This window comes from Pseudomonas sp. MWU16-30323 (genome assembly GCF_020515595.1).
GTDB lineage: Bacteria > Pseudomonadota > Gammaproteobacteria > Pseudomonadales > Pseudomonadaceae > Aquipseudomonas > Aquipseudomonas yamanorum.
In genome coordinates, this window is sequence record NZ_JAIWYM010000008.1 from 60,820 (window position 1) to 83,098 (window position 22,279).

At 61.6% G+C, this 22,279-nt stretch carries 20 protein-coding genes and 1 other RNA gene; 8 read left to right on the forward strand and 13 right to left on the reverse strand.

Going from position 1 to position 22,279, the window contains the following annotated elements; all coding sequences use genetic code 11:
* Nucleotides 1–3: 3 nt before the first annotated feature.
* The 10 genes from murD to rsmI form a co-directional block, all read right to left on the reverse strand.
* Nucleotides 4–1,350, reverse strand: a complete 1,347-nt coding sequence (murD, locus tag LIY45_RS12070; RefSeq protein ID WP_226476477.1) for a UDP-N-acetylmuramoyl-L-alanine--D-glutamate ligase — start codon at nt 1,348–1,350, stop codon at nt 4–6.
* A 6-nt stretch (nt 1,351–1,356) separates the two neighbouring features.
* Complete coding sequence (gene mraY, locus LIY45_RS12075; protein WP_017477688.1) at nt 1,357–2,439, reverse strand: phospho-N-acetylmuramoyl-pentapeptide-transferase; 1,083 nt, start codon at nt 2,437–2,439, stop codon at nt 1,357–1,359.
* Complete coding sequence (gene murF, locus LIY45_RS12080) at nt 2,439–3,809, reverse strand: UDP-N-acetylmuramoyl-tripeptide--D-alanyl-D-alanine ligase (protein ID WP_226476478.1); 1,371 nt, start codon at nt 3,807–3,809, stop codon at nt 2,439–2,441. Before murF ends, mraY begins: the two co-directional genes overlap by 1 nt.
* Complete coding sequence (locus LIY45_RS12085; RefSeq protein WP_226476479.1) at nt 3,802–5,265, reverse strand: UDP-N-acetylmuramoyl-L-alanyl-D-glutamate--2,6-diaminopimelate ligase; 1,464 nt, start codon at nt 5,263–5,265, stop codon at nt 3,802–3,804. The genes murF and LIY45_RS12085 overlap by 8 nt, the downstream gene beginning before the upstream one ends.
* A complete protein-coding gene (locus LIY45_RS12090; protein WP_017477691.1) occupies nt 5,265–7,007 on the reverse strand; it encodes a penicillin-binding protein 2 in 1,743 nt (580 codons plus the stop codon). The genes LIY45_RS12085 and LIY45_RS12090 overlap by 1 nt, the downstream gene beginning before the upstream one ends.
* The gene (gene ftsL / locus LIY45_RS12095) at nt 7,007–7,300 is read right to left on the reverse strand and encodes a cell division protein FtsL (RefSeq protein ID WP_003216203.1); all 294 of its coding nucleotides are present in this window, start codon (nt 7,298–7,300) and stop codon (nt 7,007–7,009) included. Before ftsL ends, LIY45_RS12090 begins: the two co-directional genes overlap by 1 nt.
* Nucleotides 7,297–8,238: a 16S rRNA (cytosine(1402)-N(4))-methyltransferase RsmH gene (gene rsmH, locus LIY45_RS12100; RefSeq protein ID WP_085984641.1), complete on the reverse strand. Its 942-nt coding sequence runs from the start codon at nt 8,236–8,238 to the stop codon at nt 7,297–7,299. The genes ftsL and rsmH overlap by 4 nt, the downstream gene beginning before the upstream one ends.
* Before the next feature lie 2 nt (nt 8,239–8,240).
* Nucleotides 8,241–8,696: a division/cell wall cluster transcriptional repressor MraZ gene (gene mraZ, locus LIY45_RS12105; protein ID WP_003171868.1), complete on the reverse strand. Its 456-nt coding sequence runs from the start codon at nt 8,694–8,696 to the stop codon at nt 8,241–8,243.
* Between the two features lie 355 nt (nt 8,697–9,051).
* An RNA gene (rnpB, locus tag LIY45_RS12110) (RNase P RNA component class A) lies at nt 9,052–9,405 on the reverse strand.
* Between the two features lie 95 nt (nt 9,406–9,500).
* Nucleotides 9,501–10,406, reverse strand: a complete 906-nt coding sequence (gene rsmI / locus LIY45_RS12115) for a 16S rRNA (cytidine(1402)-2'-O)-methyltransferase (protein WP_177325523.1) — start codon at nt 10,404–10,406, stop codon at nt 9,501–9,503.
* Between the two features lie 175 nt (nt 10,407–10,581).
* Between rsmI and LIY45_RS12120 the strand changes: the two genes are divergently transcribed.
* The 4 genes from LIY45_RS12120 (at nt 10,582) to LIY45_RS12135 (ending at nt 14,028) form a co-directional block, all read left to right on the forward strand.
* On the forward strand, nt 10,582–12,393 hold the full coding sequence (locus LIY45_RS12120; RefSeq protein WP_017477693.1) for a penicillin-binding protein activator: 1,812 nt from the start codon (nt 10,582–10,584) through the stop codon (nt 12,391–12,393).
* Nucleotides 12,393–12,764: a YraN family protein gene (locus LIY45_RS12125; RefSeq protein WP_226476480.1), complete on the forward strand. Its 372-nt coding sequence runs from the start codon at nt 12,393–12,395 to the stop codon at nt 12,762–12,764. Before LIY45_RS12120 ends, LIY45_RS12125 begins: the two co-directional genes overlap by 1 nt.
* 92 nt (nt 12,765–12,856) lie before the next feature.
* Nucleotides 12,857–13,450 carry a phosphoheptose isomerase gene (locus LIY45_RS12130; protein ID WP_003216190.1) on the forward strand — a complete coding sequence of 198 codons (594 nt, stop codon included), beginning with the start codon at nt 12,857–12,859 and terminating at the stop codon, nt 13,448–13,450.
* Nucleotides 13,447–14,028: a BON domain-containing protein gene (locus LIY45_RS12135; RefSeq protein WP_017477695.1), complete on the forward strand. Its 582-nt coding sequence runs from the start codon at nt 13,447–13,449 to the stop codon at nt 14,026–14,028. The genes LIY45_RS12130 and LIY45_RS12135 overlap by 4 nt, the downstream gene beginning before the upstream one ends.
* Before the next feature lie 67 nt (nt 14,029–14,095).
* On the opposite strand, the gene LIY45_RS12140 is transcribed toward LIY45_RS12135, so the two are convergent.
* Nucleotides 14,096–14,866 carry an OmpA family protein gene (locus LIY45_RS12140; protein ID WP_026077998.1) on the reverse strand — a complete coding sequence of 257 codons (771 nt, stop codon included), beginning with the start codon at nt 14,864–14,866 and terminating at the stop codon, nt 14,096–14,098.
* A gap of 218 nt (nt 14,867–15,084) precedes the next feature.
* Nucleotides 15,085–15,729 (reverse strand): MBL fold metallo-hydrolase, encoded by a 645-nt coding sequence (locus LIY45_RS12145; protein ID WP_226476481.1) that lies wholly within the window; start codon nt 15,727–15,729, stop codon nt 15,085–15,087.
* Between the two features lie 179 nt (nt 15,730–15,908).
* Between LIY45_RS12145 and LIY45_RS12150 the strand changes: the two genes are divergently transcribed.
* Genes LIY45_RS12150 through LIY45_RS12165 form a run of 4 tightly spaced genes read left to right on the forward strand, consistent with a single transcriptional unit; the run spans nt 15,909 to nt 19,360 of the window.
* Nucleotides 15,909–16,505 carry a paraquat-inducible protein A gene (locus tag LIY45_RS12150; protein ID WP_226476482.1) on the forward strand — a complete coding sequence of 199 codons (597 nt, stop codon included), beginning with the start codon at nt 15,909–15,911 and terminating at the stop codon, nt 16,503–16,505.
* Nucleotides 16,502–17,146 carry a paraquat-inducible protein A gene (locus LIY45_RS12155; protein WP_226476483.1) on the forward strand — a complete coding sequence of 215 codons (645 nt, stop codon included), beginning with the start codon at nt 16,502–16,504 and terminating at the stop codon, nt 17,144–17,146. Before LIY45_RS12150 ends, LIY45_RS12155 begins: the two co-directional genes overlap by 4 nt.
* Entirely contained in the window at nt 17,127–18,782 is a 1,656-nt protein-coding gene (locus LIY45_RS12160) for an MlaD family protein (protein WP_226476484.1), read from the forward strand. Before LIY45_RS12155 ends, LIY45_RS12160 begins: the two co-directional genes overlap by 20 nt.
* A gap of 17 nt (nt 18,783–18,799) precedes the next feature.
* On the forward strand, nt 18,800–19,360 hold the full coding sequence (locus tag LIY45_RS12165) for a PqiC family protein (RefSeq protein WP_226476485.1): 561 nt from the start codon (nt 18,800–18,802) through the stop codon (nt 19,358–19,360).
* Here the strand turns inward: LIY45_RS12165 and LIY45_RS12170 are convergent.
* The gene (locus LIY45_RS12170) at nt 19,352–22,081 is read right to left on the reverse strand and encodes a LuxR C-terminal-related transcriptional regulator (RefSeq protein WP_226476486.1); all 2,730 of its coding nucleotides are present in this window, start codon (nt 22,079–22,081) and stop codon (nt 19,352–19,354) included. The genes LIY45_RS12165 and LIY45_RS12170 overlap by 9 nt on opposite strands.
* Between the last annotated feature and the right edge of the window lie 198 nt (nt 22,082–22,279).

Sequence of the window (22,279 nt, forward strand, 5' to 3'; positions counted from 1 at the left end):
TACTCATGCCAAGGCCTCCACGGCGCGGGCGAACAGCTGGCCGCGCTCTTCGTAGTTCTTGAACATGTCGAAACTCGCGCAGGCAGGCGACAGCAGCACCACATCGCCCGGCTGAGCCAAGGCTTTGGATTGGGCGATGGCGTCGTCCAGGGACTGCGCGCGCACCTGTAGTACGGCGTCGCCCAGGGCATCGGCGATCAAGCCGGAGTCACGGCCCATCAACACCACGGCGCGGCAGTTGGCAGCGACCGGGCCTTTAAGGTCCTTGAAGTCGGCCCCTTTGCCGTCGCCACCGGCGATCAGCACGACCTTGCCTTGAATGTCGGCACCCAAACCTTCGATGGCAGCGAGTGCCGCACCGACGTTGGTGGCCTTGGAATCGTTGTAATAGCCAACGCCATCCAGCTCGCGAACCCACTGGCAGCGATGCTCAAGGCCGGCAAAACTACGCAGGGCCGAGAGCATGGCGTCGAACGGCAAGCCGACCGCGTGACCGAGTGCCAGCGCCGCCAGGGCATTGGCCTGGTTGTGGGCGCCACGGATTTTCAGTTCACGCACCGGCATCAGGTTCTGGAATTCGAAGGCCAGGTATTTCTCGCCATTCTCTTCCCGCAGGCCGAAGGCCTTGAAGTCAGGCTTGTTCAAGCCGAAGGTCCAGCACGGCAAACCTTCGCCGATCAGCGGACGGCTCAGGGCATCCTGGCGGTTCACCACCACTTGCCGCGCGCCACGGAAGATCCGGTGCTTGGCCAGGTGATAGGCCGGCAGGCCGCTGTAACGGTCCATGTGGTCTTCGCTGACGTTGAGCACGGTGGCCACTTCGGCGTTGAGCTGGTCGGTGGTTTCCAGCTGGAAACTCGACAGCTCCATCACGTACAACTCGACGTCGTCGCTGAGCAGGTCCAGGGCCGGCGTACCGAGGTTGCCGCCCACGGCCACGCGCTTGCCGGCCGCAGCCGCCATCTCGCCCACCAGGGTGGTCACGGTGCTTTTGGCGTTGGAACCGCTGATGGCCACGATCGGCGCCTTCGCGTTACGCGCGAACAGCTCGATGTCGCCGGACAACTTCACCCCACGGGCCGCCGCCGCTTGCAGGGCCGGGGTCGCCAGGGCCAGGCCGGGGCTCACGTAGAGCTCATCGGCACGGCACAGAAACTCGACATCCAGCTCGCCACAACGCACTTCCACGTGCGGGTAGTCACGGCGCAGCGTGACCAGCTCCGGTGGATTTTCCCGCGTATCGGCCACGGCAAACGACGTGCCCCGGTTCGCCAGGAAGCGAACCAGGGACATGCCGCTCTTGCCGAGGCCGACAACGATGCGGAAGTGGTCTGAAGCGATCAGGGACACTCGTTTCTACCTCAGTTTCAGGGTGGCAAGGCCGAACAGAACCAGAATCACGGTGATAATCCAGAAACGGACGATCACTCGCGGCTCAGGCCAGCCCTTGAGTTCAAAGTGGTGGTGAATCGGCGCCATGCGGAACACGCGGCGCCCGGTCAATTTGAAGGAGGCAACCTGGATCACCACCGACAGGGTTTCCATCACGAACACACCGCCCATGATGAACAGGACGATTTCCTGGCGGACGATCACCGCGATGGTGCCCAGGGCCGCGCCCAGCGCCAGTGCGCCGACGTCGCCCATGAAGACTTGTGCCGGATAGGTGTTGAACCACAGGAAGCCCAGGCCCGCACCGATCAACGCGCCGCAGAACACGATCAGTTCACCCGCGCCCGGTACATACGGAATCAGCAGGTATTCAGCGAATTTCACGTTACCCGACAGGTAGCAGAAGATGCCGAGCGCGCCGCCCACCATCACCGTCGGCATGATCGCCAGGCCGTCGAGGCCGTCAGTCAGGTTGACCGCGTTGCTCGAGCCGACGATCACGAAGTAAGTCAGGACCACGAAGCCAACACCCAGCGGGATGCTGGCGTCCTTGAGCATCGGGATGATCAGGGTGGTCTCGACCGCGCTTGGCGCAGTCGTATAAAGGAAGATCGCCGCCGCCAGGCCGAACACCGACTGCCAGAAATACTTCCAGCGGCTTGGCAGCCCCTTGGAGTTCTTCTCGATCACCTTGCGGTAGTCATCCACCCAACCGATGGCGCCGAACAGCAGGGTCACCAGCAGCACGGTCCAGACATAGCGGTTATGCAGGTCGGCCCACAGCAGCGTACTGATACCGATGGACGACAGGATCAACGCACCACCCATGGTCGGGGTGCCGGACTTGGACAGGTGCGACTGCGGGCCGTCGTTGCGCACGGACTGGCCAATCTGCAGGTTTTGCAGGGTACGGATCATCCATGGCCCGAGGAACAGCGACAACGACAGCGCGGTCAGCACACCCAGAATCCCGCGCAGGGTCAGGTACTGAAAGACCGCGAAGCCTTTGTGGAACTGTTGCAGATACTCAGCCAGCAGCAGCAGCATTAATGTCTCTCCGTACTTGAGCCACACAAGGCCACGACGACGTTTTCCATCACCGCGCTGCGCGATCCCTTGATCAAAATAGTGGTGTGTTTGTCTTGTTCAGCTGCGCTCAGTGCCTGGATCAGCTCGGCCTGGCTGGCGAAATGCCTGGCGCCCGGCCCAAAGGTGTCCACGGCGTGAAGCATGTTCGGCCCAACGGCGTACAGGGCATCGACCTTGCCGGCCGCGTACGCGCCGACGTCACGGTGAGACTGTTCGGCCCACTCGCCCAACTCGGCGATATCCCCGAGTACCAGCACCTTGCGACCGGCGAAACCAGTCAACAGGTCGATGGCAGCGCAAATCGAATATTGGTTGGCGTTGTAGGTGTCATCAATCACGCGCATGCCGTTGCTGGCCAGTTGCGCGACGGTGCGGCCCTTGACCGGTTGCACCGCGCCAAGGCCGGTGGCGATACCAAACAACGACACGCCCAGCACATGGGCAGCGGCGGCGGCCGCCAGGGCATTGGCGACGTTGTGGTTGCCCAGCAGGTTCAGTTGTACGTGCTCGTCACCTTGCGGGGTATGCAGGGTGAAGGACGGGCAACCACGGGCGTCGGCCTTGATATTCGAGGCATGGAAATCGGCAGCGGCGTTGTGCACCGCGAAGCTCAAGACCTTGCGACCGGCGGCACGTACACGCCAGGTTTCGAAGGCCTTGTCGTCGAGGTTCAGCACGGCAGTGCCGGATGCGTCGAGGCCTTCGATGATTTCGCCCTTGGCTTCAACAATCTTTTCAGGGCCGCCAAACTCGCCGACGTGGGCGGTGCCAGCATTGCTGATCACCGCGACATGAGGCTTGGTCATGGCCACGGTGTAGGCGATTTCGCCGATGCGCGACGCACCCAGCTCGATGACGGCCGCCGTGTGTTCCGGGGCCAGTTCAAGCAGGGTCAGCGGAGCGCCGAAGTCATTGTTCAGGTTGCCACGGGTCGCCAGGACCGGGCCGCGCGTGCGCAGGATGCCGGCCAGCAGTTCCTTCACCGTGGTCTTGCCGCTGGAGCCGGTGATGGCCGCAACAGGATTGGTGAAGGCGGCACGGTTCAGCGCACCCAGTTGGCCGAGGGCCAGGCGGGTGTCGGCGACCAGCAATTGCGGCAGCGTCGAGTCAGCGACCTCGCGCTGCACCAGAGCGCCGACAGCGCCTTTGGCAGCCACCTCATTCAGGTAGTCATGGCCATCAAAACTCGGGCCGGCCAAGGCGACAAACAGTTGCCCGGGCTTAATGGTACGGCTGTCGATGCTGACGCCATCAAAGCTGCAATCTGCCGACAGCACGCGGGCCGACAAGGCCTGGGTCAGTTCGCTGAATTTAAGCGCCTTAAGCATGGGCCACCTCCCATGCGGTCAAGGCGTGATCAGCCTCGACCAGATCGGAGAAGGCGTGGCGTTCGCCGTTGATTTCCTGATAGTCCTCGTGACCTTTACCGGCCAGCACCACCACGTCGTCAGCACTTGCACTGGCGATCAATTGGGCGATAGCTGCACCGCGACCGGCAACGAACGTCGCCTTGGACGCATCTTTAAAGCCGACACGAATGTCATCGAAAATCTGGCTTGGGTCTTCGCTGCGCGGGTTGTCGTCAGTGACCAGAACGCCATCGGCCAGGCGCTCGACGATTTCAGCCATCAGCGGGCGCTTGCCGCGATCGCGGTCACCGCCACAGCCGAACAGGCACAGCAACTTGCCCTTGGCGTGGGGACGCAGGGCCTGCAGGATTTTTTCCAGGGCGTCTGGGGTGTGGGCGTAATCGACCACCACCAGCGGCTGGGTGCCGCCGCCGAGGCGCTGCATGCGACCGGCCGGGCCTTCCAGCTTCGGCAGCACGCGCAGGATTTCGTCGAGGGCGTAATCCAGGCCGAGCAAGGCACCCACAGCGGCCAATACGTTGCTCAGGTTGAAACGCCCGAGCAAGGTGCTGCGCAAATGGTGCTCGCCCTGCGGCGTCACCAGGGTGGCGCGCACACCTTCGTCATCAAAGGTGGCTTCACGGCAATACAGGTAGGCGCTGGAATCTTCCAGGCTGTAGCTGATCAAGCGACCGTCACCTTGGGCGGCGGCGAGTTGGCGACCGAATTCGTCGTCCAGGTTAACTACCCGGCACTTGAGGTCATTCCAGGCAAACAGCCGGGCCTTGGTGGCAGCGTATGCCTCCATGGTCCCGTGGTAATCCAGGTGGTCCCGGGACAGGTTGGTCATCACCGCCACATCGAACGCCAGGGCAGTGACGCGCCCCTGGTCCAGCCCGTGGGACGAGACTTCCATGGCAACGGCCTTGGCACCGGCCTTTTTCAGGTCGGCCAGGGTCGCCTGCACGGCAATCGGGTTAGGCGTGGTGTGCAGGCCGCTTTGCAGCGCGCCATAGAAACCGGTGCCCAGGGTGCCGACGATGCCGCAATGTTGGCCCAGCAGGTCGAGCGCCTGGGCAACCAACTGGGTCACGCTGGTCTTGCCGTTGGTGCCGGTGACGCCCACCAGGTTCAGAGTGCGGCTCGGGTCGCCATAAAAGCGCCCGGCGATGTCCGACAGTTGAGCCGCCAGGCCCTTGACCGGAATCAATGGCACGTCGGTGATCGGCAGCACAGTGGCGCCTTCCACTTCATAGGCTACGGCCGCCGCGCCGCGTTGCAATGCGTCGGCGATATGGTCACGGCCATCGAACTTGCCACCCGGCACGGCCAGGAACAAGTCTCCGGCGCGCACATTACGGCTGTCCAGGGTCAACTCGCGAATCAGCAGATCGCGGCCGGCGTGGGCAAAAATCTTGTTCAGGCTAAGGGACATCAGCCGCGCCCTCCATTGGCTTTTACAGCAGCGGCCGGCGGGCCGGCGTTCGCTTGTTGGGTCGCCGGCAGGTTGTCCGGCGTGATGTTCATCAGGCGCAGCGTCCCGGACATCACCTTGCTGAACACCGGCGCCGATACCAGGCCACCGAAGTAACCGGCTTTGCTCGGTTCATCGATCACCACAACGATGGCGTAACGCGGATCGCTCATCGGGCCGAAGCCTGCGAACAGCGAGCGGTAGGAGTTTTCGGCGTAGCCCTTGGTGCCCACGGCGGTTTTACGCGCGGTACCGGACTTGCCTGCCACGTGATACGCCGGCACCTGGGCACGGAACACGCCGCGCGGGGCTTCGATCACTTGTTGCAGCATGCCTTGCATGGTCTTGGCGACGTTTTCCGGGATGACCTGGGTCGCAGGCGGTGCCTCGTCCAGGTGGATAAGGCTCAGCGGCACCATGCGGCCATTGTTGGCCAATACCGAGAAGGCGTGGGCCAGCTGGATGGCCGTCACCGACAGGCCATAACCGTAGGAAAGCGTGGCGGTCTCGGCCTTTTTCCAGTCGCGGTAGTTCGGCAGGTTGCCCACACGTTCGCCCGGGAAGTCCAGGCCGGTGGGTTGCCCCAGGCCGACTTTCTGCGCGAGGTGGTAGATGGCTTCGCCGCCGATATCGAAGGCGACTTTACTCATGCCCACGTTACTGGAGTTGATCAGGATACCTGTCAGATCCAGCACAGGACCTTCGGTACGGGACACGTCACGAATGGTGTATTTGCCCAACTGCAGCGTGCCCGGGTACACCTCGACCTTGTCGGAGGGCTTCCAGCGCCCGGTTTCCAGGGCGGCACTCATGGAGATGGCTTTCATGGTCGAACCTGGTTCGAACACGTCGATCATGGCGCGGTTGCGCATCATCGCCGGCTGCAGGTTGCGACGGTTGTTCGGGTTGTAGGTGGGCTGGTTGACCATGGCGAGAATCTCGCCGGTCTTCACGTCCATGATCACCAGGCTGCCGGCTTTCGCACCGTTCTCGATGATCGCGTTACGCAGCTCACGGTTGGCCAGGTATTGCAGGCGCAGGTCAATCGACAACGCCAAGGGCTTACCGGCCTTGGCGTTTTTGGTGACCTGGACATCCTTGATCAGTCTGCCGCGCCGATCCTTGATGACCTGCCGTTTGCCGGGAACCCCGGCCAGCCATTCGTCGTAGGCGAGTTCCACGCCTTCGCGACCGTGATCATCAATGTCGGTGAAGCCCACCATATGGGCAGTGGTTTCGCCGGCCGGGTAGAAACGCCGAAACTCCTCGATGCCGTAGACACCGGGGACTTTAAGGTCGAGCACTTGCTGGCCTTGTTCGGGGGTGAGCCCGCGAACCAGGTAGATGAATTCTTTGTTGGCCTGGGCTTCGAGACGCTCGCTCAGGGCTTTCGGGTCCTGACCCAGGGCGGCAGCCAGTTCCGGCCACTTGTCCTTGGCGGTCTGCATTTCCTTGGCGTTGGCCCACAGGGTGGTCACCGGGGTACTGACGGCCAGAGGCTCGCCATTACGGTCGGTGATCAGGCCACGGTGCGCAGGAATCGGGATATGCCGCAGGCTGCGGGCATCGCCCTGGCCGATCAGGAAGTCACGGTCCACCACTTGCAGGTCGATAATCCGCCAGGCAATCGCGCCTACCATCAGTGCCAGCAACCCCAGCACTACGCGGAAACGCCACGGGTAGAGTGCGCCCTCGAGTTTCATCATGGCGCCACCATACGAACTTCTGCAGCGCCCGGGATGTGCATCTTCAGCTGTTCAGTGGCCAGCACTTCGATACGACTGTGGGCCGTCCAGGTGCTTTGCTCGAGGATCAACCGGCCCCACTCCGCCTGCGCCTTGTCGCGCACGCTCAGTTCCCCGTACAGGGTATTGAGCAACTGGCGGTTGTAGTGGGCGCTGTAGGACACCGCAATCGCGGATACCAGGACGCCAACAAACAGCAGCAACATAAAGAAGCTGCCGCCCGGGAGGGGCTTGGCGAAAAGCTTGCTCACCGCAACTTCTCCGCAACGCGCATGACAGCGCTACGGGCACGTGGGTTGGCCTTGAGTTCGGCTTCGGAAGCGAACTGCGCTTTGCCATGGATTTTGATTTTCGGCACAAAGGCTTCGTAACGTACCGGCAGGTTGCGCGGCAGGTTGTCGGATTCGCCCTTGACCAGACGACGCATGAACAATTTGACGATGCGGTCTTCCAGGGAGTGGAAGCTGATCACCACCAGTCGACCGCCCACTTCCAAGGCTTCCAGGGCGGCTTCGAGGCCAGCTTCCAGATCGCCCAATTCGTTGTTGACGTGAATGCGCAGCCCCTGGAACGCACGGGTTGCCGGGTTCTTGCCCTTTTCCCACGCAGGGTTGGCGACTTTCAGCACTTCAGCCAGGTCGGCGGTGCGTTCGAACGGCTGGATTTCCCGGCGTTCGACCACGGCACGCGCCATGCGGCCAGCGAAGCGCTCTTCGCCGTATTCCTTGAACACACGGGTGATTTCTTCGTGGGGCGCGGTGGCGATGAACTGCGCGGCGCTGATGCCACGGCTTGGGTCCATGCGCATGTCGAGCGGGCCGTCGTTCATGAAACTGAAGCCACGCTCAGGGTCGTCCAGTTGCGGCGAAGACACGCCCAGGTCCAGCAGAACCCCGGCCACCTTGCCTGCCATGCCACGCTCGGCCACTTCTGCGCCGAGTTCGGCAAAGCTACGCTGCACAACGACAAAGCGGCCGTCTTCGGCCGCTAGCGCTTGCCCGGTGGCAATCGCTTGAGGGTCTTTGTCGAACCCGAGGAGCTTACCGTCCGGACCAAGCTGGCTGAGAATCAGCCGACTGTGCCCGCCCCTGCCGAAGGTGCCATCCAAATAGCAGCCATCCGCGCGTACGGCGAGAGCCTCAACGGCTTCGTCAAGCAGTACGGTGATGTGGTTAAAGCCGCTATCAATAGTCACAGGATCAAATCACGCAGTTCATCAGGCATGGCGCCCGGTTGTTGAATAGCAGCCAGGTCAGCTGCAGAAACAGCATCCCAGGCATCTTCGTCCCACAATTGGAACTTGTTCAGTTGGCCTACCAGCATCGCGCGCTTGTCCAACTTGGCGTATTCGCGCAGACGCGGTGGAACCAGGAAACGACCACTGCCATCGAGTTCGAGGTCGACGGCATTACCAATCAGCAAGCGTTGCAGGCGGCGGTTCTCTTCACGCAGTGAAGGCAGTGCACGCAACTTGGTTTCAATCAGCTCCCACTCATCGAGCGGGTACACACACAAACAAGGATCAACGGCATCAATGGTGATGATTAATTGCCCGGAACTTCGCGAAATGAGCTCGTCACGATACCGGCTCGGCATGGCGAGACGGCCTTTTGCATCGAGACTGATAGCGTTAGCTCCGCGAAACACAGATGCGTTTCTCCAAATTTTAGCGTTTTACGTTCAAAAAACCCACTTTGTGCCACTTTCCGCCACTTGCGCACACTATAGGAATGCGCCCACCACACCGTCAAGGCGCGGATTCAAGGAAAAGCCTTACAGAACGGAGATTTAGGAAGGTAAAGGGAGGAGAAACGAGAGTTTGACGGCGATTTTGACTCAACAACACCAAATAGCTCAAAGAGCTAGGGTTTAAAGTTAAAGTAATTTATTAAGAGTAAGATTTTTTCGGTATTACGAAGACGCATCTGCTGATGATTCAGCAGGGAGGGATTCTCGCGTTACTACCAGGTTCCTGCCCGAGATTCGGACAGAAGGAAAAAAGGTGGAGAGTCGATCTGTAAGCCGGGTTCTGTCTTGAACAGTCATTCGTCTACGATGGCCATCACTGGACATCTTTAGCAACCTACCCGGTCCCAGCGCGGGCCACGCCTTGGGACCCTATTTGGTCTTGCTCCAAGTGGGGTTTACCTAGCCACGAACTGTTGCCAGTCGTGCGGTGCGCTCTTACCGCACCTTTTCACCCTTACCGGTACCGAAGTACTTAGGCGGTTATTTTCTGTGGCACTTTCCGTAGGCTCACGCCTCCCAGGCATTACCTGGCACTTCGCCCTATGGAGCCCGGACTTTCCTCCCCCCTCTAATTTTCATAGAAGGCAGCGACTGTCCAATCGACTCTCCGCCGCGAAGGTTAACGGCACGGCGGCGTTAGAACAAGTATTAAAAGACACGAATGCCATCATGTTCAGACGGAGTGCAAGTTAGCACCCGGAACTATTCGCCCTTTTGTTTATCCAGCGCGACTTGATACAGCACGTTCTTGCGTACGCCGGTAATTTCCGCGGCCAGGGCGGCGGCGCGCTTCAATGGCATCTCCTTGAGCAGCAGATCCAGAATGCGCATTGCCTCGCCGCCCACCGCCTCTTCACTTTCCGGCGCCGACCAGCCCGCCACCAACACCACGCACTCGCCACGCTGTTGATTGCTGTCGCCTTCGACAAATTCGCGCAGCTCTTGCAGCGGCAGGCCCTTGAGGGTTTCGAAGGTCTTGGTGATTTCCCGCGCCAGCAGCGCCAGGCGATCACCACCGAACACCAGCTCCATGTCTTGCAGGCACTCAAGGATGCGGTGCGGGGCTTCGTAGAAGATCAGCGTGCGTGGTTCTTCCTTCACCAACTCCAGGCGCGCCCGGCGACCAACGGCCTTGGCCGGCAGGAAGCCTTCAAAGATAAACCGGTCCGACGGCAAGCCGGCTGCAGACAATGCAGCAATCAGCGCGCAGGCTCCCGGAACAGGCACTACATTGATACCAGCCGCCCGCGCCTGGCGAACCAGGTGATAGCCAGGGTCGGAAATCAGCGGCGTACCCGCGTCCGAGATCAACGCCACGTCATCACCCGCCAACAAACGGGTGATAAAACGACTGCCTTCTTCACGTTCGTTGTGTTCGTGGCACGCGGCCAGGGGGGTCGGAATGCCAAAATGCTGCATCAACCGCTGGGAGTGCCGAGTGTCTTCGGCGGCGATCAGCTTTACGTCACGCAGCACTTTCAGTGCCCGCGCACTGATGTCGTCCAGGTTGCCAATGGGCGTCGCCACGACAAAAAGCGAGCCAGCAGTGGAATTCAAAGGACCTGGAGCAGTCAAAGCGCACACCTCGATGATTGGCAAAAGCCGCATTGTAGCGCGTAGATGCAGTGAATATATGCCCTCGGGGCAAGCTCCATTTCAGCTATCTGTAGGCTCTTGCAACATTTACACGACCTAAATAGACGGTTTCACGCCAGTAACATCGCGCCCCGGCCAGTGCTTGGGTACAATTCCACGCTAATTTGATCGGTATCAGGAACACTACATGATCGCTTGCCTGCGGCTGTTCTCTGCCCTCTGCCTCGCTGCCCTGTTGGCGGCTTGCGCCAGCTCGCCGTCGTCCAGCCTTGGCGACCTCCCCCGAACCCCGGATGCCAGCATCGAGCAACTGCTCGAACAGGCGACTTCGGCCAAGACTCCGGAAAAAGCCGCGCTGTTGCGCTTGAGTGCGGCAGACCTGGCGTTCCACCAAAACAATCCGGGACGCTCGGCGCAGATCCTTGCCCAAGTGCCACTGGACGTCCTGAAGCCGGCGGCGCAGGTATTTGCCAGCACCCTGTCGGCCGAACTGGCGATGGCCCGCAATCAGCCCAAGGCCGCGTTGACGGCGTTGAACCACCCGAGCCTGCAAAGCCTGAAGGAGCTGCCGCCTGAACAGCAGATCCGCACCGGCACCGTGCACGCCCGCGCCTATGAGGCCGACGGCCAGACCCTGGCCGCCGCTCGTGAGCGTGTGGCCATGGCCCCGCTGCTGACGGGCGACGCCTACAACAGCAACCACGAGGCCATCTGGGCACTGATTGCCGCCTTGCCTGCCGATCAACTGCAAGCCAGCGGCAACCCGACGCTGGACGGCTGGATCAGCCTGGCCCAGGCGGTCAAGGGCGCCGGCACTCTGGAGCAACAGCAGGCAGCCATCGACACCTGGCGCGCCCAGAACCCGGGCCATCCGGCAGCTTCGCAATTGCCGCAGCCACTGACCAAGCTCAAGGAACTGGCCAGCCAGCCGCTGAACAAGATCGCCCTGCTGCTCCCGCAGGAAGGTCCGCTGGCCGGCGTTGCCAAAGCGCTGCGCGAAGGCTTCATGGCCGCGCACTACCAGGCTGAACAAGCCGGGCAGAAGCCACCAGTGATCGAGTTCTACGACAGCTCGCGCCTGACCTCCATCGACGACTTCTACGCCAAAGCCCAGGCCGCCGGCGTGCAACTGGTGGTCGGCCCGCTGGAGAAACCGCTGGTCAAGCAACTCAGCGCACGCCCGCAATTGCCGATTACCACCCTGGCCCTGAACTACAGCGAAGCCGACCAGAACCCGGCGCAGCTGTTCCAGTTTGGCCTGGCCGCTGAAGACGAGGCCCGTGAAGTGTCCCGTCGTGCTCGCGCCGATGGCCTGCACCGCGCCGCGGCCATGGTGCCGAAAGGCGAATGGGGCGAGCGCGTCTACAAAGCCTTCCGTCAGGATTGGGAAGCCAATGGCGGCACCGTGGTGGGCGTCGAGTACGTCGACCAGCCGGTAGCCCTGGCCCAACAGATCGCCGACCTGTTCCAGCTGCGCAAAAGCGAAGGCCGTGCGAAGAGCCTGCAAAGCACCGTCGGTTCGGATGTTTCCGCCCAGCCGTCGCGCCGCCAGGACATCGAGTTCATCTTCCTCGCCGTAACCCCGCAACTGGCCCAGCAGATCAAGCCAACCCTGAACTTCCAATACGCTGGCGACGTGCCGGTGTATGCGACGTCCCATGTGTTCAGCGCCAGTGGCGACAAGAACCAGTACCTGGACATGACCAACGTGATGTTCTGCGAAACCCCTTGGCTCCTGAACACCACCGACCCGCTGCGCAACCAGGTTGCCGCCCAATGGCCACAAGCCAACGGCAGCCTCGGTCGCCTGTACGCGATGGGTGTGGATGCCTACCGCCTGGCGCCGCGCCTGGGGCAACTCAAGGCACTGCCGGACACTCGTGTTGACGGTCTGTCGGGCAACCTGGGCGTCAGCGCCAACCAGCGTGTCGACCGCCAGATGCCATGGGCCAAGTTCGTGGGTGGCGAGATCCAGCGCCTGCCTGATACCCCGCGCTGATGCCCGAGCGGTCAAGCGCACAAAGCGGCAAGGACGCCGAACTTCAAGCCCTCGAGTACCTGCAACAACAGGGTCTGCGCCTGCTGGCGCAGAACTGGTTATGCAAGCGCGGCGAGCTTGATCTGGTCATGCTTGACGGCGATACAGTAGTATTTGTCGAAGTCCGCTACAGAAAACACGCACAATGGGGTGGCGCGCTCGCCAGTATCGACGGGCGCAAGCGCCAGAAGCTGATACTCGCCGCGCAGTTTTTCCTGCTCAAAGAGCGTCGCTGGGCCGATCACCCCTGCCGTTTCGATGTGGTTGCCATAGAAAGCACTCCCCGGGGAGCAGCCGATCTGAACTGGCTGCAAGATGCCTTTGACAGCTGATTCGCCGGACATCTACACCGCACACTTTTGCTCTTTGCTTTGCGGGCTGCACATTCCTGTGCCAAACAGCCGCGCTACTTAAGGTCACACAGATGGACATGCAATCCCGAATTCGCCAGCTTTTCCAGGCCAGTATCGATACCAAGCAACAGGCGATGGACGTACTTGCACCGCACATCGAGCAAGCCAGTCAGGTCATGGTCAACGCCTTGCTCAACGAGGGCAAAATGCTTTCGTGCGGCAACGGCGGTTCGGCCGGCGATGCCCAGCATTTCTCCTCCGAGCTGCTCAACCGCTTCGAGCGTGAGCGCCCGAGCCTGCCGGCCATCGCATTGACCACCGACACCTCGACGATCACCTCGATCGCCAACGACTACAGCTACAACGAAATCTTCTCCAAACAGATTCGCGCCCTTGGCCAGCCGGGGGACGTACTGCTGGCGATCTCCACCAGCGGTAACTCGGCGAACATTATTCAAGCGATCCAGGCCGCACATGATCGTGAAATGATTGTCGTAGCATTGACCGGACGCGACGGCGGCGGCATGGCCTCGCTGCTGCTGCCCGAAGACGTGGAAATTCGCGTCCCGGCCAATGTCACCGCACGTATCCAGGAAGTCCACCTGCTGGCGATCCACTGCCTGTGCGATCTGATCGACAGCCAACTGTTCGGGAGTGAAGAATGACCGTTAAACGCCTTAGCCTATTGGCAATCACGCTGTGCCTGGGCATCAGCGGCTGCAGCTCGGTAATCGAAGCGAGCCGCGACACGCCTATCCAGGACGATAAAGGCACCCGCACTTTCGGCAGCAAAATCGATGACTCGCTGATCGAAACCAAGGTTTCCGTCAACGTATCCAAGGCCGCTCCGGACTTGGGCAACGGCGCCTCGCGCATTGTGGTCGTCAGTTTCAACGGCGTGGTGCTGCTCACCGGCCAAACCCCGCGCGCTGACTTGAAGGCCCAGGCTGAACAAGCCGCCGCCACGGTTCAACGGGTCAAGAAGGTCCACAACGAATTGCAGGTGATGGACCCGATCACCCTGCTGGCCATCAGCAACGACGCCCTGCTGACCACCAAGATCAAGACGCAGATGCTGACCGACAGTGCAATCCCTGGCTCTCGGATCAAGATCGTCACCGATAACGGCATCGTCTACATGATGGGCCTGTTGACCCAGGCAGAAGCCACTCGCGCCGCCAACCTGGTACAGGGCGTGTCCGGCGTACAGAAGATTGTGAAGCTGTTCGAATACATCGACTGAGTCCTCGGCAGCCACAAAAAAGGGCGCCGTGCATTGACTGCACGGCGCCCTTTTTAGTGACTGACGGTTACTGGTACTGCTGGTACGGGTTGCCCTGGAACTGGTTGTTCTGCTGTGGCGCCTGTTGCTGCTGGGCACCTGGCTGACCGTACTGCTGGCCAGGGATCGGGCCCAGGTTGACCTCTACGCGACGGTTCTGGGCACGGCCATTGACGTCGGCGTTGCTGGCGATCGGGTTATCCGGGCCGGCACCGCGAGCACTCAGGTTGGTCGGGCTGACACCTTGGGAGGTCAGGTAATTAGCCACGCTCTGCGCACGGCGCTGGGACAGGTCCATGTTGAGCTGGCGGCTGCCCGTGCTGTCGGTGTAGCCAACGATCTGGATGGTGTTCTGGTTGAACTGCTTGAGGGAGTTCGCCAGGTTGTTCAGCGGCGTGTAGAAGCTGCTGGAGATCGCGTCCGAGTTGGTGGCGAAGGTGATGTTACCCGGCATGATCAGTTTGATCTGGTCGCCCTGGCGCTGCACCTCGACACCGGTGTTGGCCATGCTGGCGCGCAGTTTCTTTTCCTGCTGGTCGGCGTAGTAGCCGTAACCCGCACCACCGATACCGGCGACGGCAGCGCCGATCAGCGCACCTTTGCCGCGGTTGTTGTGGTCGATGGCGGCACCGGCCAGTGCACCCGCCAGGGCGCCCAGGCCACCGTACTTGGCGGTGTTGCTCACACCAGAAGAGCCACCGCCCTGTGCCTGGCTGCCGTCATAAGGATTAGGTGAAGCGCAGCCCGACAACAGGGCTACGGCGGTAGCGACAACAAGCAGACGACGAGAAGTGAACATGAAGGAAGCTCCTACTTTTGCATTCTGTGATGCAGAGGACATTGGCAATGGACCTGTGCCGAGTTTGGAACACGACAAACGGTAAAAATTCCATCTCCACACAAGCCCGGCCGCACTCAAACCCTAGCAGAGACTTGCTGAACGGGAATTGTCATTTTTTCTATAAGGCTCGTCCGATAGTCGCCATTTGGTATCCGAAAAACTACCCCGGTTTCCCTTCACGCCCGCACGAATGGATTCTCACGCATTTCATCTCCCAGGCGTGTATCCGGACCATGCCCCGCCACCACAACCGCCGTCTCATCCAGGGTGTAGAGCCGTTGCTTGATCGAACGCACGATGGTGGCTTGGTCACCGCCCCATAAATCCGTACGCCCTACCCCACGCCGAAACAGGGTGTCACCGGCAATCAACAACTTCGCATCGGCGAACCAGAAACTCATCGAGCCCGGTGTGTGTCCAGGTGTGTGCAAGGCCACCCCGCAACCACAGGCCAGCTCTTCTTCATCCTCCAGCCAGCGATCCGGCGACGGCACTGGCGTATAAGGCACGCGGAACATCTGGCACTGCATTTCCAGGTTGTCCCACAGAAACTGGTCTTCCTTGTGCAAGTGCAAGGTAGCCCCGGTCTTTTCCTTCAACTGCCCGGAAGCCAGGAAGTGATCGAGATGGGCGTGGGTGTGAATGATGCTGACCACTTTCAAGCCCAGCGCATCGAGGCGCGCCAGGATCAACTCGTGGTTGCCACCCGGATCGACCACGATGGCTTTTTTGGTGACGGGGTCGCCGATGATCGTGCAGTTGCACTGCAACGGGCCGACCGGGAAGGTTTCGCGGATCAGCGCGGGGGACTGAATATTCATGGGCATTCCTGCAAATTCAAAGGCACACTCTTTTGTACTGCATTCTGGCGCACAGTATGTTCGACGATGCGCCCGATCCGAAAGCGCCCACAAGCGCACAGGTATCAAAACCGCCAACTGCTAAGCTACGCTGGCGCCAGTCATACAACGCGCAACATAGAGCGCTTGGAGTGGGACTCATGGCGACCCTCAGCCCATTGATCATCTGCGAACACTGCGATTGCGTGTATGAAAAAGTCACGCTCGCCAAACATCAGAAGACCCTCTGCACCCGCTGCGCAGGCGTGCTCCAGCGCTACAACGGGCTGTCGGTGGAACAGCGCCTGGCCCTGACCCTGACCGCCGCCGTGCTGTGGGTCTTCGCCAACTTCTACCCGGTGATGAGCATCAGCCTCCAGGGCCTGAAAAGCAGCGCCACCTTGTGGGACTCAGTAGTGGCGCTGGCTCAGGGGCCGATTACCTTTATCGCGCTGGTGGCGGCCATTTCCATCATCATCGCGCCGGTCTTCCAGTTGCTGCTACTAATGTGGGTGCTGGGCTTTGCGATGCAGGGCAGGCGCTCGCCGGCGTTCAAGCTGTGCATGCGCTGGCTCGAAGCGCTCCGCCCCTGGAGCATGCTGGAAGTCTGCCTGCTGGGCGCCATGGTGGCGGTGTTCAAGCTCGCCGGGATGCTGGATGTGCTGCCCGGCACCGGCCTGTTTGCCCTGGCGGCGCTCAGCCTGTTGCTGATCCGCATCGCCGGGCGTGATATTCGCGACCTGTGGGACACCGTATGAGCCGGCCACCGACCGCCAGCGAGCTGAACCTGTGCCTGTGCCACAGCTGCGGCCAGGCCTGCGACGTCAGCGCCAACCCCGACGAATGCGAGCGTTGCAGCGCGCCCCTGCACCGGCGCAAGGTCCACTCGCTGACCCGTACCTGGGCCTACATGCTGACGGCGCTGGCGTTTTATGTGCCCGCCAATCTACTGCCGGTGATGAATACCTCGATGCTCGGCTCCGGCGCCGACAGCACCATCATGAGCGGCGTGCTGGAGTTCTGGCAGCATGGCGCCTGGGACATTGCCCTGATCATTTTCATCGCCAGCATCGCGGTGCCGGGCATCAAGTTCGTCGCGCTGACGTTGCTGCTGGTTACCGTGCAGCGCAATAACCAGTGGGCACGCAAGGAGCGCTCGAAGCTGTTTCGCTTCGTCGAAGTGATTGGCTACTGGTCGATGCTGGATGTGATCGTGGTGGCGCTGGTAGCCGCCTTGGTGCGTTTCCAGGCCCTGGGCACCATCGAGCCGCGCCTGGGCATTCTGTTCTTTGGCCTGGTGGTGGTGTTCACCATGCTCTCGGCCATGAGTTTCGACCCCCGCCTGATCTGGGAAAACCACCACAACGAGGAGATGCCGGATGGCGTCGCAAACCCCTGACAAACCGCTGCCGCCGGGCTCTCCGGCGATCAAGACGCGGCGCTTCAGCGTGTCGCTGGTGTGGATCGTGCCGATTGTCGCGGTGCTGGTGGGCATTTCGCTGGTGGTGCACAGCGTCCTTCAGCAAGGGCCGAGCATTACCATTACCTTCAAGACCGGCAGCGGCCTGACCGCCAACAAGACCGACGTGAAATACCGCAACGTGGTGATCGGCCAGGTGACTGACGTGGAGTTGAGCGACGACCAGAAAAGCGTCAACGCCACGATCAAACTGTCCAAGCAGGCTGAAAGCTTCACCCGTGAAGACTCGCAGTTCTGGGTAGTGCGCCCACGTATCGGCGCCGGTGGCGTTTCCGGTATCGACACGCTGCTCTCCGGGGATTACATCGGCGCCGACATCGGCCGGTCCGATACACGGGCCAACCAGTTCACCGGCCTGGAAAACCCGCCACCCATTACCTATGGCGAACCTGGCAAACGCTTCACCTTGCACACCCAGGATTTGGGCTCGCTGGACATCGGTTCCCCCGTCTATTACCGCAAAATTCCCGTCGGCCAAGTGGTCGCCTATGCCTTGGACGCCGATGGAAAAGGCGTGAACATCGACGTGTTCGTGCATGCACCGAATGATGCCTACGTGACCGAGAACACCCGTTTCTGGAACGCCAGCGGGATTGATGTGAGTGTCGGCGCCAACGGGTTTGCGCTGAAGACCGAATCCTTGTCGTCCATGCTGGTGGGCGGCATCGCTTTCCTGGCGCCGCCCTACAGCCCCGACGACAAGCCGGCCAGTGAGGAGCATTCCTATGAACTGTTCGCCGATCAGCAAACGGCGCTGGCGCCACCCAATGGCAAGGGGCAATACCTGACCCTGCGTTTCGATCAAGCCTTGCGCGGGCTCACAGTGGGTGCGCCGGTGGAGTTTTTGGGGATTGAGTTCGGCAAAGTGGTGTCGATCAACCTGGATTTCGACGAGAAAAAACGTAGCTTCCCCGTTAACGTCGGCATCGTCATCTACCCGCAGCGTCTCGGCGAAGCCAACACCAAAATGCTCACGGTCCTGAAACATGACCCTAACGATGAGGCCGGCGGTGTGCGCCTGATAGGCAGCTTCATTGAACACGGCCTGCGGGCCCAGGCGCGCAGCGGCAACCTGCTCACCGGCCAGCTGTACATCGCCCTGGACTTCTTCCCCAAGGCCGACAAAGTCGTGTTCGACCCGAACCTGCGCCCCGTCAGCATTCCGACCATCCCCGGCAACCTGGAACAACTGCAGGAAAAACTCGAAGGCATCGTCAACAAGATCAACCAGCTGCCGATCGAGCGGATTGCCGGCAACCTGGACGGCAGCCTGGTGGAACTGCGCAAAGGTCTCGGCCAGTTCAACGCCAAGACACTGCCGGGCGTGCAGAACACCCTGGCCGACGTGAGTAAAACCTTGCAGTCAGCCAGTTCGACCCTGGCCGAAGATTCGCCACAACGGGAACAGTTGACCCAGACCCTGGATGAACTGAGCCGCATGTCGCGCTCCCTGCGAGAGCTCTCGGACTACCTGGCACGCCATCCCGAATCACTGATTCGCGGTCGCCCCGACAACGCTGCGCCATCGGACTTGCAAGGGCCACCGCGCAAATGACCACAGGAGCAACCACCATGGCTTTCCCGCTGAAGATCACATTGCTCGCCGGGTTGCTGCTGCTGGCGGCGTGCCGCAGCGAGCCGATTCAATTTCACACCCTGACGCCGGTGCATCGCAGCACTGCGTCACTGGCCGCCGGTGGTGAGATCCGCATTGAAAGCATCACGGTCCCGCCCCAGGTCGACCGACCGCAGATTGTCATCCGCCAGGGCGACAGCGGCGTGGCGATTCTTGAGACGCAATGGTGGGCCGCCAGCCTGGTGGATGAGCTGCGCAGCGCACTGGTGGATCAACTCGCCAGCAACCGGAAAAACCTGGCGGTGCGCATTGAAGTGCAGCGCTTTGACTCGATTCCCGGGCAGTACGCCCTGCTCGACGCCAAATGGCGACTTCGCCAGACGGGCACCGACGAACGCACGCCGCTGACGTGCCGGACGGTGGTGCAGTCGCCCGCAGGTCCGACCATTGATGACCTGGTGATTGCGCAGCAAAACAACGTCAAACGGTTCGCCGCGCTGCTCAGCCAGGCCGCCGACAAATCACCGAGTGAATGCCCGCCCGCGAATCTACCCTAACAACCCCATCTCCTGAGCGCGCGCCACCGCCTGGGTGCGTCGCTCCACTCCCAACTTGCTGTTGATATGGCTGGCGTGGGTTTTCACGGTGTGCAGGGAGATAAACAGCTGATTGCTGATTTCCTGGTTCGAGCAACCCTGGGCGATCAAGTGCAGCACTGCCAGCTCGCGGGTGCTCAGGGTTTCAAGGGTGTGTGGGGCTTCCACCACCGCAACATTCGGCAAGCGTGCCAGCAGGCTTTGGTTCAGCAGGTCATGGGGATCCCGCGACAGCTGCTCCCGCGTCCAGTCGGGATAACGCTCCAGCAAGCGCTGGAAAGGCTGCATCGCGCCGCCGGCAGCCGCTTCCAGCGCGCGGGCAAACACCGGGCGGGCCAACGCTTCCTGACCGCCGTCCAGCAGTAACTGCGCCTGCTGGGTCAGCGCCATCAGGCTGATCATCTGCCGGCCGCTGTTATGGGCCTGGCGCGCCAGCTCGTCGAGCCGTTGCAGTGAGGCCGCCGGCTGCTGACGGATCGCGTCCAGCGCCGCCTGTTGCAGCTCGATGTGTTGCGCCAGGTGCGGGTGAAACTCCGGCGCGGCCGCGGCCTGTTCACCGTTGTAGGTTTGCCCCAGCCGCGTCAGCCAGGCATCGGCCAGATCGGTGCGACCCTGGGCCAGCCACAGTTCGCATTTGACCAGGGTAATCATCGCCAGATAGAAAATCGGCGGCACGTCCCAGATATGCATCAAGCGCTCGGCCTCGGCCAGTTCGGCAAAGGCCGTGGGGAAGTCGCCCCGGCGGCCTTCGAAGCTGGCGATCACGCAATGGCCGATCAACACGCTGATATCCCGGCAGGCTCGCGCCTCGGTCAACCCGGCGCGCAGTCGAGCGAGCCCGGCTTCTGGCTGGCAGCGCATCAGCAGCAGGTAGCCTTCGTACAGCGCCAAACGCGCACGGACCGCGTACAGCCGTTGCGGCGCCAGGCCTTGCAAACGTTGCAGGCCCTGGCGCACTTCATCCAGGGAACGCAGGATCTCGCCACGGGCCTGCAGTACGCGTGCGCGGTCGTAATGGGCCAGGGCTTCAAATAACGGATTGCCGACGCGCTGCGCCAGCTCCAGAGACTCGCGATTCAAACCCCGGGCGCGCCACAGGTCAGCGTCGACGATGGCCAGGTTGGACAGGGTCGACAGGCACATCAACCGCTGGCCATACCGTTTGTGCGGCAGGCTTTCCAGGGCCTCGCTGCAATACAACTGGGTCAACTCGCGATCGCCACGGCCCCGGGCGATGATGCCGCTGAGGGCCAGCCATTGGGCCAACATCGATTTTTGCGCAGTGGCCGATGGCGCCGGCAGAAAGCGGCTGAGATGGCTGGCCAACTCTTGCGCTGCGTCCAGTTGGCAGGCCAACCCCAATGCCCAGCTGTAGAGCACGATCAGACGTGGCGTACTCATCAACAGACTGTCGGGCAAGTCCATTTTCCAGCGCAGCAGCATGCCGACGTTCTGCTCCGCCAACAGTTGCTCTTCGGAGAGGTTCTGCACCAGGTTTGCCGCCACGTCCAGGTGGCCGGCACGCAGCGCCTGCTCCACCGCCTCATCGATCAAGCCCTGGGCATTGAACCAACGGCAGGCCCGCAGGTGCAGACTGGCGGCCGGCAACACAGCATTGCTCGCGCGCCGGGTGCGCAGCAGGTCGGAAAACAGATGGTGATAACGGTACCAATGGCCCTGCTCGTCCAGCGGCACCAGGAATACCTGGTGGGCTTGCAGGTAGCGCAGGATTTCGCTGCTGTCGTGGGCTTCGCGCACGGCGTCGCACAGTTCGCTGCAAAAGCGCTCCTGGGACGCGGTGTCGTAGAGGAACGCCTGGACTTCCGAGGGCAGGCAGTCGATGACTTCTTCAAGCAGGTAATCGCGGATCAGCCCTTCCCCGCCGTGCAAACCCTGGGGCAGCGTACCTTCGCTGCCGGCTTCGGAGGCCGCCAGCAGCCAGAAACGCAGGCCGGCCACCCAGCCTTCGCTGCGCCGGATCAGGTTATCCAGGGCTTCGCCGCGTAATGAACTGCTGTGGCGATCCAGCAGGGCCAGGGATTCGGCGTGAGTCAGGCGCAGGTCCTGCTCGTGCAGCTCCAGCAAATGGCGGGACAGGCGCAGGCGCGCCAGGTGCCAGTCGGGGCGCTGGCGGCTGGTCACCAGCACCAGCAGGCCGTCGGGCAGATGATTAAGGAAAAATTGCAGGCAGCGGTCGAGCACCGGGCCCTGGGCCAGATGGTAGTCATCCAGCACCAGCAACAGCGGCGCCTGGGTCGACAGGTGCACCGTCAGTTCATCCAGCAGGCCGTCGAGCCATTCTTCAAAGGCGAAGGGTTGATGACGCTGGCGCATTTTCAGCAAGCCCAGGGACTGGGCGCCCAACTGCGGAAAGTATTGCTGCAAGCCATCGAGCAGGCGTTCAAGGAAACGTCCCGGGTCGTTGTCCCGGGGGCTGAGCCCCAACCACAGGCTTTGCCAGTGGGCCGGCAGGCTCTGGCAGAACTCCACCGCCAGCGAACTCTTGCCGAACCCGGCCGGCGCACTCACCAGCAATAAGCGCCCGGCCAATCCTTCACTCAGCCGTTCGCACAGGCGCGGTCGCAACACGTAGCCGTCAGGCAGTGGGGGTCGATAGAAGCGCCCTTCCAGGGTCGGAATCACCGCGCTGGCAGGCCCTTGAATTCGGGACAGATCAGTCATCGCCGGGCTCTTGTAGAAGGCTGTTGTCGGCATTGCAGATGTCCGCAGACTAGCGGTAAAAACGGCAGCTTTGTAGATCTTTGCAACAATTGTCTGAAAAAGACTACGACAAAAAATATCCGGACTTCTTCTGAAACGACCGACACTCTGTGGCGAAGGAGCTTGCTCCCGCTGGAGTGCGCAGCGCTCCCGTTTTTG